Genomic DNA, 12,482 nt, shown 5'->3' on the forward strand with positions numbered 1-12,482 from the left:
CCGGTGCGCGCGCGATGAACGTCCATGCCCTGAGCCCGCTCCGCAACGCGCCGGCGCCCGGCCGCAGCGTGGTCGTCGCCGAGACCGAACTGCTGCGCCGGCGCGTGCTGCGCGCGCTGGCGGCACGCGAGCGCTATCGCTACGTGCATCCGGCACTGCACGACACCGACGACGGCTGGATCATCACCAGCCCCTGTTGCTCGCGCAATGTCGACCCCGAGGGCGGAACGATAGATATCGCGCGCATCCGCCACGAGGACGCGAGCTGGGTGCTCTATGCCTGCGACCATCTGCTCGGTGGCTGGGTGCAGCACTCGCGCTCGAACAGCCTGGACCGCCTGCTCGACCTCATCGTGCACGACCCGCACCGGGTGTTCTGGCCATGATCTACCTCGACCACAACGCGACCACACCGCCGCTGCCCGAGGTGATCGAGGCGGTCACCGAGTGCCTGCGCGATGGCTGGGGCAATCCGTCGTCCAAGCACGGCTTTGGTCAGCGCGCGAAGTCGGCGCTGGCGGCCGCGCGCGCCGAGGTGGCGGCGCTGGCCGGCGCGCAGCCGGTCGAGGTGGTGTTCACCAGCGGCGCCACCGAGGCGAACAACCAGGTGCTCGCCGGCGCGCTGTCGCGCCCCGGTGTGCCGCCGCGCGTGCTGCTGTCGGCGGTCGAGCACGCCGGCTTCCTGAAGGCGGCGCAACGCATGCGCGACTTCGGTGTTGAGGTCGAACTGCTGCCGGTGGATGGGCGCGGCGTGCTGCGCCTCGACGCACTGCACGCCGCGCTCGAACGCCCGGCCGCGCTGCTGTCGGTGATGGCGGCGAACAACGAGACCGGCGTGCTGCAGCCGGTGGTCGAGGTGGCCGCCGCCGCGCGCGCGGCCGCCGTGCCACTGCATGTGGATGCCACCCAGCAGGCCGGCCGCCTGCCGCTGGATTTCGCCGGCTGGGGCGTGGACCTGATGTCGATGTCCGCCCACAAGTTCGGCGGACCCAAGGGCTGCGGCGCGCTCGTCGTTCGCAAGGGACTGAGCTGGCCGGCGCTGCTGCCGGGCCAGCAGGAGCGCGGCCGCCGCGGCGGCACCGAGAACATGCCGGGCATCGCCGGCTTTGCCGTCGCGGCGCGTCAGGCGCGCGCGACGATGCAGGCCGAAACGCTGCGCCTGGGCGCGCTGCGCGACGCGCTCGAAGACGCGCTGCGCGAAACGCTGACCGGCCTGACGGTGTTCGGCGAAGGCGCGCCGCGCCTGCCCAACACGCTTTTCATCGCCGTTGCCGGCCAGTCGGCCGACCGTTTGCTGGGCCGGCTGGAGCGCGAAGGCATCCTCGCCGCATCGGGGGCAGCCTGTTCGTCCGGCGGCAGCGAGCCGTCGCACGTGCTGGCCGCGATGGGCGTGCCGCCGGCGCTCGCACGCGAGGCGATCCGCCTGTCGCTGGGTCGCGATACCGACGGCGAACACCTCGCCCGCGTCGTCCATGTACTGCGCAGTCTGCAATCCGAAACGGCCGCCGCGGCGGCCTGAAGTCGACACGTCACCACGAGGAAGTCCGCCATGAAAGTCATGATCCGCAAGAGCAGCAAGGGCGAACTGTCGCTCTACGTGCCGAAGAAGGACCTGGAAGAACCCATCGTGCAGATGGAGCGCCCGGACATGTGGGGCGGCCAGATCACGCTCGCCAACGGGTGGACGCTGGACCTGCCCGAGATGGCCGCCGACACCCGGCTGCCGATCACAGTGGAGGCCCGCCTGACCGGCGGACGCGAGTGACGTGGCGCTGAGTGCAGATCAGTTGGGCGAGATCGCCCGCATCGCGCTGGCGGCACCGACGCTGGGCGAGGCCATTGCCGGCGTGCGCCTCGCTCTGCCCGGCGTCCGCGCCTCGGCGGTCGACGCATTCGACATGCGCGGCGAGAAGCCCGCGCTGCGCATCGGCGACCGCGATCTTTTCCTGATGCACAGCGACGGACATTGCTGGTCGGTTACGCCCGACCCGCTGGCAGCGCACGGCATCGTGCTGACCCAGCACACCTGAACCGGGAGATGAACATGGACAGCGACTGGATACCGCTTTCACTCGCCGACGTCGGCGAACGCGAAGCTCAGCTGGTGGAGCAGGTGATGCGTTCCGGCCGGCTGTCGGGCGGCCCGATGGTGGAAGCTTTCGAGTCGGTGTTCGCCGACCTGCACGGGCGCCGCTACGCGGTGGCCGTGTCGAGCGGCATGGCAGGTGCCTGGATGGCGCTGCGCGCGCTCGGCATCGGCCCGGGCGACGAAGTGATCGCCAGCGCCTACAGCTGGCACCACATCGCGCACGCCATCGTGCATGCGGGTGCCACGCCGGTGCTGGCCGACATCGACTACTGGTCCGGTGCGGTGGCGCCGGAATCGGTGCTGACGCGCATCACGCCGAACACGCGCGCCATCATCGGCAACAACTGCAACGGCCATCCGGCCGCGTGGAAGCCGCTGCGCGACATTGCCGACGCGCATGGGCTGGCGCTGATCGAGGATTCGACCGAAGCGATCGGCTCGCGCTACCTCGGCGAACTGGTCGGCACCTTCGGCGACCTGTCCATCTTCGACTTCTCGCAACCGCTGGCGCTGAACTGCGGCGAGGGCGGCATGGTGCTGACCGACGACGCACGTCTGGCCAGCGAACTGCGCTACCTGCGTGCGCACGGGCTGAGCGATCGCAACTCGGTGTCGGTCGGCAGCCGCGTGCCCTTCTCGGCCAACATGAGTGACGTCACCGCGGCCATCGGCATCGCCCAGGCTGAGCGCATCGACGAGATCCACGCGCGGCGCAAGCAGGTCGAGGTCTGGTACCACGAACAGATGCAGACCTTCGAGGGCATCAAGCCGCCCTATCTGGCGCAGGACGTCGATGAGGTGCACTGGATGCTCTACGTCGTGCATCTGGGCAAGCGCTTCACCGCCAGCGCGCGCGCGCAGCTGATCGAGGATCTCGATACCGAAGCGATCGAGGCGGCCGCCTACAGCCGGCCGCTGCACCAGCAGTTCCATTACCAGAGCTACGGCTACAAGCGCGGCCAGCTCGCCAACACCGACCGCATCGCCGACCGCTCGCTGGCCTTGCCCTTCCACGGCTTCATCGAGCAGGACGAAGTGCGCTTCGTGGTGAAGACGCTGAAGGACGCGGCCACCAACGTCGGCGCCGGTGCCGCCATCTACTGAACCGCGTTACGAGGACGAGTCATGACATCCCCCCTGACCCAATTGCCCGCCGAGATCGAAGCAGGGCTGCGCGCCGGTCGCGTCGTGCCCTATCTGGGCCCCGGCATGCTGTCGCTGGTGCCGCAGTACGCGGTGCCCGGCACGCCGGAGGCGCTGGTCGCGCTGCTCACCGCCAAAGTGACCGTGCCGCACAAGATACGCAGCCGGCTGACCCAGGCTGCGCAGTTCATCGAGAACTTCAAGCACCGCAAGACGGTGGTCGATCTGATGAACAACGCCTTCGCCGCAGCCCCCTCGGCCTCGCCGCTGCATGCCTGGCTGGCGAGTCTGAATCTGCCGCTCATCGTCGACACCTGGTACGACGAGGCGATGTCGACCGCGCTGCACGAAGCCGGCGTCAAGTGGGGCGAAGTGCAGGGACTGTCGCAGTCCGAACATTTCGGTAACTGGACCGGCTGGTATGACCGCGACGGCAATCCGCTGCCCGATCGCGCGCCCGACTGGGCGACGCTGCTGTACAAGCCGATCGGCTCGACCAGCCCGGCGGGCAACTACCTCGTGTCGGATTCGGACTATGTCGAAGTACTGACCGAGATCGACATCCAGACGCCGATCCCGCAGGAGGTGCAGGCGCTGCGCAGCGGCCGCAGCTTCCTCTTCCTCGGTTGCCGCTTCAACGATCAGCTCACCCGCTCGTTCGCGCGCCAGATCATGAAGCGCTCCAGCGATCGCCACTGGGCGCTGCTGCCCGACGAGCCGACGCGCATGGAAGCGAAGTTCCTGGCCGAACAGAACATCACGCGCATCGCGCTGCCGCTGGACAGCCTCGCCGCCTTGCCGGCGCAGGCGGCCTGACCCGATTCACCCACCGACAAGGAGATAACGCCATGCCACAGCTCACCATCATGCCGTCCGGAAAGGCGCTCGACGTCGCTCCCGGAACCACCCTGCTTGCCGCCATCCTGTCCGCCGGCGAGAAGCTGATCAGCAAGTGCGGCGGCCAGGCGCAGTGCGGCGCCTGTCACATCGCGGTCAACGAGGGCCGCAAGAGCCTGTCGAAGACGACCCGTGCAGAGAACGAGAAGCTCGACGCGCTGGTCGGCGTCAGCTCGAAATCGCGCCTGGCCTGTCAGGCGCAGATGGGCGAAGAGAACGTGACGGTCGAGCTGCTCAGCTTCGTCTGATCGCGTCCACGCCACCCCGACAAGAACCGGACAACGGGAAGAACATCATCATGAGTTACGACGCAATCAAGGCCGATCGCGGCCTCTGTACCGGCAACCGCCTCGGCGCTGCCGGCAAGTGCAACGGCCAGACCTTCCAGTGCGAGTGCGGCCATATCGGCTGCCGCCAGACCTACGACGACAGCTGCACCAATCAGGCCTTCTCGGCCGGCTGGCGCTGCGTCAAGTGCGGCGCCGTGGGCAAGATGACACGGCTGAACTACGAGTACCGCATCGGCGCCTGAGCCCGGAGCGCACGGAACCATGACCGAAGCGCTGTTCAGCGCCGCTTCGCTGGCCATGCTGGACGAGGCCTGCAGCGGCGTGCTCATCCTCGGCGAAGGGCTGGAGCGCGACGAGTTCCTGTCGTCGCGTCTGACCCGCGCCGAGGTGGGCCGCCTGCTGCTGATCATCGCCCGTCTGATGGATGGCCTGCCGATGGAAGCCAGCCGCCGTCTGCCGGAGATCGACTGGGCCGGCTGGTCGCTGCTGGCGCGCACCTTGCCCGACCAGGGGCCGGCCAGCGACGACACGCTGTGGTTCGCCCTCACTTCGCTGGTGCCGGCCACGCTGATGTGGCTGCGGCTCTACCGCCAGCGCGAACCGGCGCTGTTTGCGTTCGCCGGCTGAGGTGCGTGCCGTTCAGGCGGGGAAGTCGACCACCTGCGGCTCTTCGTCACCGATGACGATGCAGGCGCGCAGCAGACGGCCGTCGGCGCTCCAGCTGTATTCGTGACGCATTTCGGTTTCACCGTAGACCTTCTTCTCGGCGCGCACGATGCGACCGGCTGCGTCGTAGTCGACCTGGAACCAGGTATTGCGGTTGCGCAGCGCATCCGGCTGCAGTTCTTCGGCGAACTGCAGCGGCAGTTTCACGCCGCGGTAGGTGAGGAAGTAGCGGCTGGTCGTCGAGGGCGAAGGGGGGAGCGATGGCGAGGACATGGGTGAGCGGATGTCGATGACAGTGAAACAGTTGATCGTGGCCTTGCAGGGGCTGCCGGCCGACGCCACCGTGCTGCTCGAAGGTGACGACGGCTACTCCCCGCTCGGTGCGCTGGAACTGCTGGGCAACGGTGGCGTGCTGCCCGACGAGGTGGTGCTGCAGCCAGACATGACGCCGGACTGAGCGGCGTCGCCGCCCGAGCGAACTGTCTTCATTCCGGCGGGCGGCACGATCGCAGTCCGCCGGCAGCACAGCCCTCCGACGTTTCACGCAGCCGTGCCGCGGCGTCCGGCGTCAGCCCTATCCAGCGGTCCACTGCCGGCGGATCGAAACCGACCCGCCGCTCCGCGCCCACCTGCAGCAGAGGCCGCCGTATCAGCAGCGGCTCGGCCAGCAACATCGCCAGCGCCTCTGCGCGGCCGAGCGATTCGGGCCGCACTTCGCCACTCTTCACGCGTGGCGCAGCGCGGTTGAACCAGTCGGCCACCGGCAAGGGGTCGAGGAAGTCGAGCAAGGACTCCGCCGTCCATGGCTCGGTCAGCAGGCTGCGCACCGTCAGCAGATGGCCGGCATCGAGCAGCCACTGCTTCTGCCGCGCGTTGCCGGTACAGCCCGGCTTCTCAAAGAAGACGACGTGAGCCATGTCAGCGATCCGTCAATGTCAGGCGGTGAGCGGCGATGCGCCGGACGAGCGGGTGGCCCTGCAGAGCCGTCCCGCCACTGGCGGCGGAGCGAACGTGGGCGCTTTCACCTCAGACCGGACGGTTCTCGTACAGATTGCGCACCGGGCCCATCAGCTTCAGGCCATCTTCGTAGCTGATCTCCGGGAACTTGCCGGTGAACTTCATCGCGGCGTCGACGACCGCGTCCAGCTTGCCGGCGGTGTCGAGCTTCTTCAGGTCGTTCTTCTCCAGATAGAGCAGTTCGAGCGTCTCGTTGTAGACGGTCGCTTCATCGATCGGCAGCACGTAGAAGGTCGCGCCGCCGTACTGCACCTGGTACTTCTTCGACAGATCGATGTTGTCGCAGAACAGGAAGTACTTGCCTTGCGGCGACAGCGCGTCGCCCAGCACCTCGGCCAGCATCTTCAGGTACTCGAAGGACAGCAGGAAGCAGGTCAGGAAGGCGATGTGCGTTTCGCCCTCATGCGCGGCGGCCATCACCTGGTCACTGCTGATCTCGGGCGGACGGGCCTCGTCTGCGAACTGCTGCGCGAACTTCAGTGCGATGTCGCCGCGGAAGCCGACACGGCCCGGCTTGTGCGTCGGACCCTTGAATACGGCGTTGAGCAGCCGCTTCTCGTTTTCCAGTGCGGCAAAGGCGGAGCTAGCGATGGTGATGCTCATGGTGATTCCCCTGATCGTTGCGGATGAAATCCGCGGTCTTGAAAAAGGCCTGCTCCAGTTGCATGCGCAGTTCGCCGTCGCTCACCACTTCGTGCAGGGCGGCGCGCATGCAGTTCATCCACGCGTCGCGTTCGGCTGGGCCGATCGCGAATGCGAGGTGCTTGCGTCGCAGACGCGGATGGCCACGTTCGACCGAGTAGCGCTGCGGACCGCCCATCCATTCGACGAGGTAATTCACCAGCACGCGCTTGACGTCGGTCAGGTCGACACCGTGCATGGCGCGTATGCCCTGTGCGTCCGGGCGTTCGCTCATGTGTGCATAGAAGCGCTCGACCAACTGAACGATCGCCGCTTCGCCGCCGATGCGGGCGAAGTGCGGGTTCTGCGTACCTGCGGTCGAACTGACCGAAGGCGCGACGGCTGGAACGACGGGTTCTTGCGTGGACATGGACGTGTCTTTGCTGGGCGGATGCGTGACCACAGCAAGTGCCGTACCCGTTGCGTCTTCTCTGTCCGGCATCACGGCGGACTGCGCGCCGGAACGCCCGCTGGCGCGCCCGATGACGCATGGACCACAGAGGAGAGGGAAGCCTGTGTCGGCTCTGTCGCAGCCCGGTCAATCCTCACAGCGCTGGGCTGATTGTCGCGTTTGTCGTACCGCCCGCCGACCCATCGAAACGCTGATCTGAATCTCTGAAACGACGTCTGTAAGCCGTTTATCGAGAATGCATCGGGAATGGCACGGCTGTTGCTGAACAGGCCATGCACCGACCATGACTTGCCGCCAATGGCTGACCACGAAGACCAACAATGGGCACAAGGGGCTGCATCCGGTGGCGCGGTACGTGGCCAATGATCACTTGGTCAGCGGCAATCAACTGTTCATCGACTCAGGAGAATCAAACATGGCATCTCTCAGACAAATCGCCTTCTACGGCAAGGGCGGCATCGGCAAGTCGACCACCTCCCAGAACACCCTGGCCGCTCTGGCCGAAATGGGTCAGAAGATCCTCATCGTCGGCTGCGACCCGAAGGCCGACTCGACCCGCCTGATCCTGCACGCAAAGGCACAGGACACCATCCTGTCGCTGGCCGCCGAAGCCGGTTCGGTCGAGGACCTGGAGCTCGAGGACGTCATGAAGATCGGCTACCGCGACATCCGCTGTGTCGAATCCGGTGGCCCGGAACCCGGCGTCGGCTGCGCCGGTCGCGGTGTCATCACCTCGATCAACTTCCTCGAGGAGAACGGCGCCTATGACGGCGTCGACTACGTGTCCTACGACGTGCTGGGCGACGTCGTGTGCGGTGGCTTCGCGATGCCGATTCGCGAAAACAAGGCGCAGGAAATCTACATCGTCATGTCCGGCGAAATGATGGCCATGTACGCCGCCAACAACATCTCCAAGGGCATTCTGAAGTATGCCAATTCGGGTGGCGTGCGTCTGGGCGGCCTGGTGTGCAACGAGCGCCAGACCGACAAGGAACTGGAACTGGCCGAATCGCTGGCCAAGATGCTGGGTTCCAAGCTGATCCACTTCGTGCCGCGCGACAACATCGTCCAGCACGCCGAACTGCGTCGCATGACGGTGCTCGAGTACGCGCCGGATTCCAAGCAGGCCAACGAGTACCGCGACCTGGCGCAGAAGGTTCACGCCAACGCCGGCAACGGCACCATCCCGACGCCGATCACGATGGACCAGCTCGAAGACCTGCTGATGGAGCACGGGATCATGAAGCAGGTCGACGAATCGGAAGTCGGCAAGGCCGCCGCTGCCGCCTGAGCACCCGAGAGTCGAGGGTCGGGAGCCGCGGGCGTCGCCCGCAGGCTCCCGGCCTCCGCCGGCGACAACCGTGGTTCTCTACCCTCAGCTCTCGACAAGGAGTGATCAAATGAGCATGACCATAGACGAAAAGAAGGCCCAGAACGCAGCGCTGATCGAAGAAGTGCTGAAGGCCTATCCCGAGAAGACCGCGAAGAAGCGCGCCAAGCACCTCAACGTGCACGAAGAAGGCAAGCCCGACTGCGGCGTGAAGTCGAACATCAAGTCGCTGCCCGGCGTGATGACCATCCGCGGCTGTGCTTACGCAGGTTCAAAGGGCGTGGTGTGGGGCCCGATCAAGGACATGATCCACATCTCGCACGGCCCGGTCGGCTGCGGCCAGTACTCGTGGGCGGCTCGCCGCAACTACTACATCGGCGTCACCGGTGTGGATACCTTCGTCACGATGCAGTTCACCTCCGATTTCCAGGAGAAGGACATCGTGTTCGGCGGCGACAAGAAGCTGGAAGTCATCATGGACGAGATCCAGCAGCTGTTCCCGCTCAACAAGGGCATTTCGGTGCAGTCCGAGTGCCCGATCGGCCTGATCGGCGACGACATCGAAGCGGTGTCGAAGAAGAAGTCGAAGGAGTACGCCGGCCACACCATCGTGCCGGTGCGCTGCGAGGGCTTCCGCGGCGTCAGCCAGTCGCTGGGTCACCACATCGCCAACGACGCGATCCGCGACTGGGTGTTCGACAAGACCGAGGACAAGCGCCCGGACTTCGTGTCGACCCCGTACGACGTGGCCATCATCGGTGACTACAACATCGGTGGCGACGCCTGGTCGAGCCGCATCCTGCTGGAAGAGATGGGTCTGCGCGTGATCGCCCAGTGGTCCGGCGACGGCACCATCGCCGAGCTGGAGAACACGCCGAAAGCCAAGCTCAACGTGCTGCACTGCTACCGCTCGATGAACTACATCTCGCGGCACATGGAAGAGAAGTACGGCATTCCCTGGGTGGAATACAACTTCTTCGGCCCGTCCAAGATCGAGGAGTCGCTGCGCGAGATCGCCTCACACTTCGACGACAAGATCAAGGAGAACACCGAGAAGGTGATCGCCAAGTACAAGCCGCTGATGCAGGCGGTGATCGACAAGTACCGTCCGCGCCTGGAAGGCAAGAAGGTGATGCTGTTCGTTGGCGGTCTGCGCCCGCGTCACGTCATCGGTGCCTATGAGGATCTGGGCATGGAAGTGGTCGGCACCGGCTACGAATTCGGCCACAACGACGACTATCAGCGCACCACGCACTACGTCAAGGACGGCACGCTGATCTATGACGACGTCACCGGCTACGAATTCGAGAAGTTCGTCGAGAAGGTGAAGCCCGACCTGGTCGGTTCCGGCATCAAGGAAAAGTACGTGTTCCAGAAGATGGGCGTGCCCTTCCGTCAGATGCACAGCTGGGACTACTCCGGTCCGTACCACGGCTACGACGGCTTCGCCATCTTTGCCCGCGACATGGACATGGCGATCAGCTCGCCGATCTGGGGCCTGACCAAGGCTCCGTGGAAGAAGTAAGCGCAGTGCAACGTAGGGTGGGTTGAGGGCACCGAAACCCACCGTTCCCGACATCCGTGTCGCAGGGCGGGGCGCAGCCCCTGCCCACCCTACACTCAGGAGTGTTCAACATGCCTCAATCAGCCGACAAGATCCTCGACCACGAACTGCTGTTCCGCGAACCGGAATACCAGCAGATGCTGGCGGACAAGAAGTCCCAGTTCGAGTTCAACCACGCCGACGCCAAGATCCAGGAGATCGTCGAGTGGACCAAGACCGAGGACTACAAGCAGAAGAACTTCGCCCGTGAGGCGCTCACGGTCAATCCGGCCAAGGCCTGCCAGCCGCTGGGTGCCGTCTATGTCGCCAACGGCTTCCACAAGACGCTGTCCTTCGTGCATGGCTCGCAAGGCTGTGTCGCCTACTACCGTTCGCACTTCTCGCGTCACTTCAAGGAGCCGACCTCCTGCGTGTCGTCGTCGATGACCGAGGACGCGGCGGTGTTCGGCGGCCTGAACAACATGATCGACGGCCTGGCCAACTCGTACAACCTGTACAAGCCGGACATGATCGCGGTGTCGACCACCTGCATGGCGGAAGTGATCGGTGACGACCTGAACGCCTTCATCAAGACCTCGAAGGAAAAGGGCAGCGTGCCGGCCGAGTTCGACGTGCCGTTCGCTCACACGCCGGCCTTCGTCGGCAGCCACATCACCGGCTACGACAACGCGCTGCTCGGCATCCTGCGTCACTTCTGGGACGGCAAGGCCGACACCGCCGCCAAGCTCGAGCGCAAGGCGGATGAGTCGATCAACTTCATCTTCGGCTTCGACGGCTTCGTCGTCGGCAACATGAAGGAAATGAAGCGCATCCTCGACCTGTTCGAGATCGACTACAACATCCTGTGCGATCCGTCCGAGGTCTGGAATACGCCGACCGACGGCGAATTCCGCATGTACGAGGGCGGCACTACCAAGGAAACGGTCGAGCGCGCGATCAACGCCAAGGCCACGGTCATCTTCCAGGAGTTCTGCTGCGAGAAGACCGCGAAGTTCATCGCCGAGCATGGTCAGGAGGTGGTGCTGCTGAACAGCCCGATCGGCGTCGCCGGCACCGACAAGTTCCTGATGGAACTGTCGCGCCTCACCGGCAAGCCCATCCCCGAAGTGCTGGAGAAGGAGCGCGGTTACCTGGTTGACGCGATGGCCGATTCGCAGGCTCACCTGCACGGCAAGCGCTACGCGATGTACGGCGATCCGGACATGATGCTGGGCCTGACCGAGTTCCTGCTGGAACTGGGTGCCGAGCCGGCACACATCCTGGCCACCAACGGCGAGAAGGAATGGGAGGCACGTGTGCAGAAGGTGCTGGACGCCTCGCCCTACGGCGCCGGCTGCAAGGTGTATCCGAAGCGCGACCTGTGGCACATGCGTTCGCTGCTCTACACGGAGCCGGTCGACTTCCTGATCGGCAACACCTACGGCAAGTACCTGGAGCGTGACACCGGCACTCCGCTGATCCGCATGGTGTTCCCGATCTTCGATCGTCACCACTACCATCGCTACCCGATCTGGGGCTACGAAGGCGGCATGCGCGTGCTGGTGATGCTGCTCGACGAGTTCTTCGAGTCGATCGACGTGAACACCATCGTTCCGGGCAAGACCGACTACTCGTACGACATCATCCGCTGATACAGCGTCCTCTCACGCCGCGCCTGCACGCATCGTGCCGGCGCGGCGTCTTTTTTGGGGCAGGGTGTGCAGGCATCGGCCCGGGCTCCGGCAGCAGGTCTGGCGCTTTCCTTGTGGGAGCGGCCTTGGCCGCGATACTGCCTTGGCACGTCGCCGGCTCCGATTCAGGCCGCAATCGCGAGCAAGCTCGCTCCCACAGACGCAGGCTCTGACCGCGGACAGCGAGTGTTCTTGTGGGAGCGGCCTTGGCCGCGACTGGGCCGTCGCGGTCCGCAGGCTTGAATGCAGGGTGCCGTCGGGATCAGAAGACCCTTCCCACAGAACCCTGCCCAGGCTCGGGCAGCCGGTCGGGCGCGTTCGTTGTGGGAGCAGCCTTGGCCGCGACTGGGGCGTCGCCGATCCGCGGGCTTGAATGCAGGGTGCCGTCGGGGTCAGAAGACTCCTCCCACAGAACCTCCGCCCAGGCTTGGGCAGCAGGTCGGGCGCGTTCCTTGTGGGAGCGGCCTTGGCCGCGACTGGGGGCGGGGGGGGGGGGGGGGGGGGGGGGGGAAGAGGGGAGGGGGGGGGGGATACACACACACCAAACAAAAGAAAACACGCAACAACCACCACCACCCCCCCCCCCCCCCCCCCCCCCCCCCCCCCCCCCCCCCCCCAAACAAAACCCTCCCCCCTAGATGTAGAGTCAGGTCTCGTGGGCTCGGAGATGTGTATAAGAGACAGCAACGGCATCTCGCGCACCTGCTGCGGGCTCATGTAGGC

The 12,482-nt window shown here is 65.6% G+C and carries 17 protein-coding genes; 13 read left to right on the forward strand and 4 right to left on the reverse strand.

The window, feature by feature from the left end; genetic code table 11:
• Positions 1-14 precede the first annotated feature (14 nt).
• From WJU27_RS18800 to WJU27_RS18840, 9 genes are read left to right on the forward strand one after another with little or no spacing between them, the layout of a single operon-like run.
• Entirely contained in the window at positions 15-386 is a 372-nt protein-coding gene (locus tag WJU27_RS18800) for a DUF3024 domain-containing protein (RefSeq protein WP_341423073.1), read from the forward strand.
• Positions 383-1,519, forward strand: a complete 1,137-nt coding sequence (locus WJU27_RS18805; protein WP_341423074.1) for a cysteine desulfurase family protein — start codon at positions 383-385, stop codon at positions 1,517-1,519. The genes WJU27_RS18800 and WJU27_RS18805 overlap by 4 nt, the downstream gene beginning before the upstream one ends.
• Before the next feature lie 30 nt (positions 1,520-1,549).
• A complete protein-coding gene (nifT, locus tag WJU27_RS18810; RefSeq protein WP_019916619.1) occupies positions 1,550-1,765 on the forward strand; it encodes a putative nitrogen fixation protein NifT in 216 nt (71 codons plus the stop codon).
• A gap of 1 nt (position 1,766) precedes the next feature.
• The gene (locus WJU27_RS18815) at positions 1,767-2,030 is read left to right on the forward strand and encodes a hypothetical protein (protein ID WP_029143857.1); all 264 of its coding nucleotides are present in this window, start codon (positions 1,767-1,769) and stop codon (positions 2,028-2,030) included.
• A gap of 14 nt (positions 2,031-2,044) precedes the next feature.
• Complete coding sequence (locus WJU27_RS18820; protein WP_024300787.1) at positions 2,045-3,193, forward strand: DegT/DnrJ/EryC1/StrS family aminotransferase; 1,149 nt, start codon at positions 2,045-2,047, stop codon at positions 3,191-3,193.
• 21 nt (positions 3,194-3,214) lie between these two features.
• Entirely contained in the window at positions 3,215-4,048 is an 834-nt protein-coding gene (locus tag WJU27_RS18825; protein ID WP_232416080.1) for an SIR2 family NAD-dependent protein deacylase, read from the forward strand.
• Positions 4,049-4,080: 32 nt separating this feature from the next.
• On the forward strand, positions 4,081-4,377 hold the full coding sequence (locus WJU27_RS18830) for a 2Fe-2S iron-sulfur cluster-binding protein (protein WP_020165988.1): 297 nt from the start codon (positions 4,081-4,083) through the stop codon (positions 4,375-4,377).
• Between the two features lie 50 nt (positions 4,378-4,427).
• Positions 4,428-4,661 carry a hypothetical protein gene (locus WJU27_RS18835; RefSeq protein WP_296813149.1) on the forward strand — a complete coding sequence of 78 codons (234 nt, stop codon included), beginning with the start codon at positions 4,428-4,430 and terminating at the stop codon, positions 4,659-4,661.
• A 19-nt stretch (positions 4,662-4,680) separates the two neighbouring features.
• Complete coding sequence (locus WJU27_RS18840; RefSeq protein WP_296813150.1) at positions 4,681-5,046, forward strand: hypothetical protein; 366 nt, start codon at positions 4,681-4,683, stop codon at positions 5,044-5,046.
• Between the two features lie 12 nt (positions 5,047-5,058).
• Here WJU27_RS18840 and WJU27_RS18845 read toward each other — a convergent pair whose 3' ends face one another.
• On the reverse strand, positions 5,059-5,358 hold the full coding sequence (locus WJU27_RS18845) for a DUF6156 family protein (RefSeq protein WP_341423075.1): 300 nt from the start codon (positions 5,356-5,358) through the stop codon (positions 5,059-5,061).
• 22 nt (positions 5,359-5,380) lie between these two features.
• Between WJU27_RS18845 and WJU27_RS18850 the strand changes: the two genes are divergently transcribed.
• A complete protein-coding gene (locus WJU27_RS18850; protein ID WP_198291268.1) occupies positions 5,381-5,542 on the forward strand; it encodes a hypothetical protein in 162 nt (53 codons plus the stop codon).
• 28 nt (positions 5,543-5,570) lie between these two features.
• Here WJU27_RS18850 and WJU27_RS18855 read toward each other — a convergent pair whose 3' ends face one another.
• The 3 genes from WJU27_RS18855 to WJU27_RS18865 form a co-directional block, all read right to left on the reverse strand.
• On the reverse strand, positions 5,571-6,002 hold the full coding sequence (locus WJU27_RS18855; protein WP_341423076.1) for an ArsC/Spx/MgsR family protein: 432 nt from the start codon (positions 6,000-6,002) through the stop codon (positions 5,571-5,573).
• 109 nt (positions 6,003-6,111) lie between these two features.
• Positions 6,112-6,705, reverse strand: coding sequence for a hypothetical protein (locus WJU27_RS18860; protein ID WP_341423077.1), 594 nt, complete (start codon positions 6,703-6,705; stop codon positions 6,112-6,114).
• Complete coding sequence (locus WJU27_RS18865) at positions 6,686-7,153, reverse strand: group II truncated hemoglobin (RefSeq protein ID WP_341423078.1); 468 nt, start codon at positions 7,151-7,153, stop codon at positions 6,686-6,688. The genes WJU27_RS18860 and WJU27_RS18865 overlap by 20 nt, the downstream gene beginning before the upstream one ends.
• Positions 7,154-7,610: 457 nt before the next feature.
• Here WJU27_RS18865 and nifH point away from each other — a divergent pair, with 457 nt between their 5' ends.
• The 3 genes from nifH to nifK all read left to right on the forward strand — a co-directional run bounded on the left by nifH (position 7,611) and on the right by nifK (position 11,720).
• On the forward strand, positions 7,611-8,486 hold the full coding sequence (nifH, locus tag WJU27_RS18870; RefSeq protein WP_029143855.1) for a nitrogenase iron protein: 876 nt from the start codon (positions 7,611-7,613) through the stop codon (positions 8,484-8,486).
• A 109-nt stretch (positions 8,487-8,595) separates the two neighbouring features.
• Complete coding sequence (gene nifD / locus WJU27_RS18875; protein WP_020165979.1) at positions 8,596-10,050, forward strand: nitrogenase molybdenum-iron protein alpha chain; 1,455 nt, start codon at positions 8,596-8,598, stop codon at positions 10,048-10,050.
• A gap of 110 nt (positions 10,051-10,160) precedes the next feature.
• A complete protein-coding gene (nifK, locus tag WJU27_RS18880) occupies positions 10,161-11,720 on the forward strand; it encodes a nitrogenase molybdenum-iron protein subunit beta (protein WP_024300794.1) in 1,560 nt (519 codons plus the stop codon).
• Positions 11,721-12,482 lie beyond the last annotated feature (762 nt).

This window comes from Methyloversatilis sp. NSM2 (assembly GCF_038066675.1).
Lineage (GTDB): Bacteria > Pseudomonadota > Gammaproteobacteria > Burkholderiales > Rhodocyclaceae > Methyloversatilis > Methyloversatilis discipulorum_A.

What these genes read in the sequence shown, in the direction of transcription:
- WJU27_RS18800 (WP_341423073.1), top strand. Translation starts at nt 15, where the DNA reads ATGAACGTCCATGCCCTGAGCCCGCTCCGCAACGCGCCGGCGCCCGGC.
- WJU27_RS18805 (WP_341423074.1), top strand. Translation starts at nt 383, where the DNA reads ATGATCTACCTCGACCACAACGCGACCACACCGCCGCTGCCCGAGGTG.
- nifT (WP_019916619.1), top strand. Translation starts at nt 1,550, where the DNA reads ATGAAAGTCATGATCCGCAAGAGCAGCAAGGGCGAACTGTCGCTCTAC.
- WJU27_RS18820 (WP_024300787.1), top strand. Translation starts at nt 2,045, where the DNA reads ATGGACAGCGACTGGATACCGCTTTCACTCGCCGACGTCGGCGAACGC.
- WJU27_RS18825 (WP_232416080.1), top strand. Translation starts at nt 3,215, where the DNA reads ATGACATCCCCCCTGACCCAATTGCCCGCCGAGATCGAAGCAGGGCTG.
- WJU27_RS18830 (WP_020165988.1), top strand. Translation starts at nt 4,081, where the DNA reads ATGCCACAGCTCACCATCATGCCGTCCGGAAAGGCGCTCGACGTCGCT.
- WJU27_RS18835 (WP_296813149.1), top strand. Translation starts at nt 4,428, where the DNA reads ATGAGTTACGACGCAATCAAGGCCGATCGCGGCCTCTGTACCGGCAAC.
- WJU27_RS18840 (WP_296813150.1), top strand. Translation starts at nt 4,681, where the DNA reads ATGACCGAAGCGCTGTTCAGCGCCGCTTCGCTGGCCATGCTGGACGAG.
- WJU27_RS18845 (WP_341423075.1), bottom strand. Translation starts at nt 5,358, where the DNA reads ATGTCCTCGCCATCGCTCCCCCCTTCGCCCTCGACGACCAGCCGCTAC.
- WJU27_RS18855 (WP_341423076.1), bottom strand. Translation starts at nt 6,002, where the DNA reads ATGGCTCACGTCGTCTTCTTTGAGAAGCCGGGCTGTACCGGCAACGCG.
- WJU27_RS18860 (WP_341423077.1), bottom strand. Translation starts at nt 6,705, where the DNA reads ATGAGCATCACCATCGCTAGCTCCGCCTTTGCCGCACTGGAAAACGAG.
- WJU27_RS18865 (WP_341423078.1), bottom strand. Translation starts at nt 7,153, where the DNA reads ATGTCCACGCAAGAACCCGTCGTTCCAGCCGTCGCGCCTTCGGTCAGT.
- nifH (WP_029143855.1), top strand. Translation starts at nt 7,611, where the DNA reads ATGGCATCTCTCAGACAAATCGCCTTCTACGGCAAGGGCGGCATCGGC.
- nifD (WP_020165979.1), top strand. Translation starts at nt 8,596, where the DNA reads ATGAGCATGACCATAGACGAAAAGAAGGCCCAGAACGCAGCGCTGATC.
- nifK (WP_024300794.1), top strand. Translation starts at nt 10,161, where the DNA reads ATGCCTCAATCAGCCGACAAGATCCTCGACCACGAACTGCTGTTCCGC.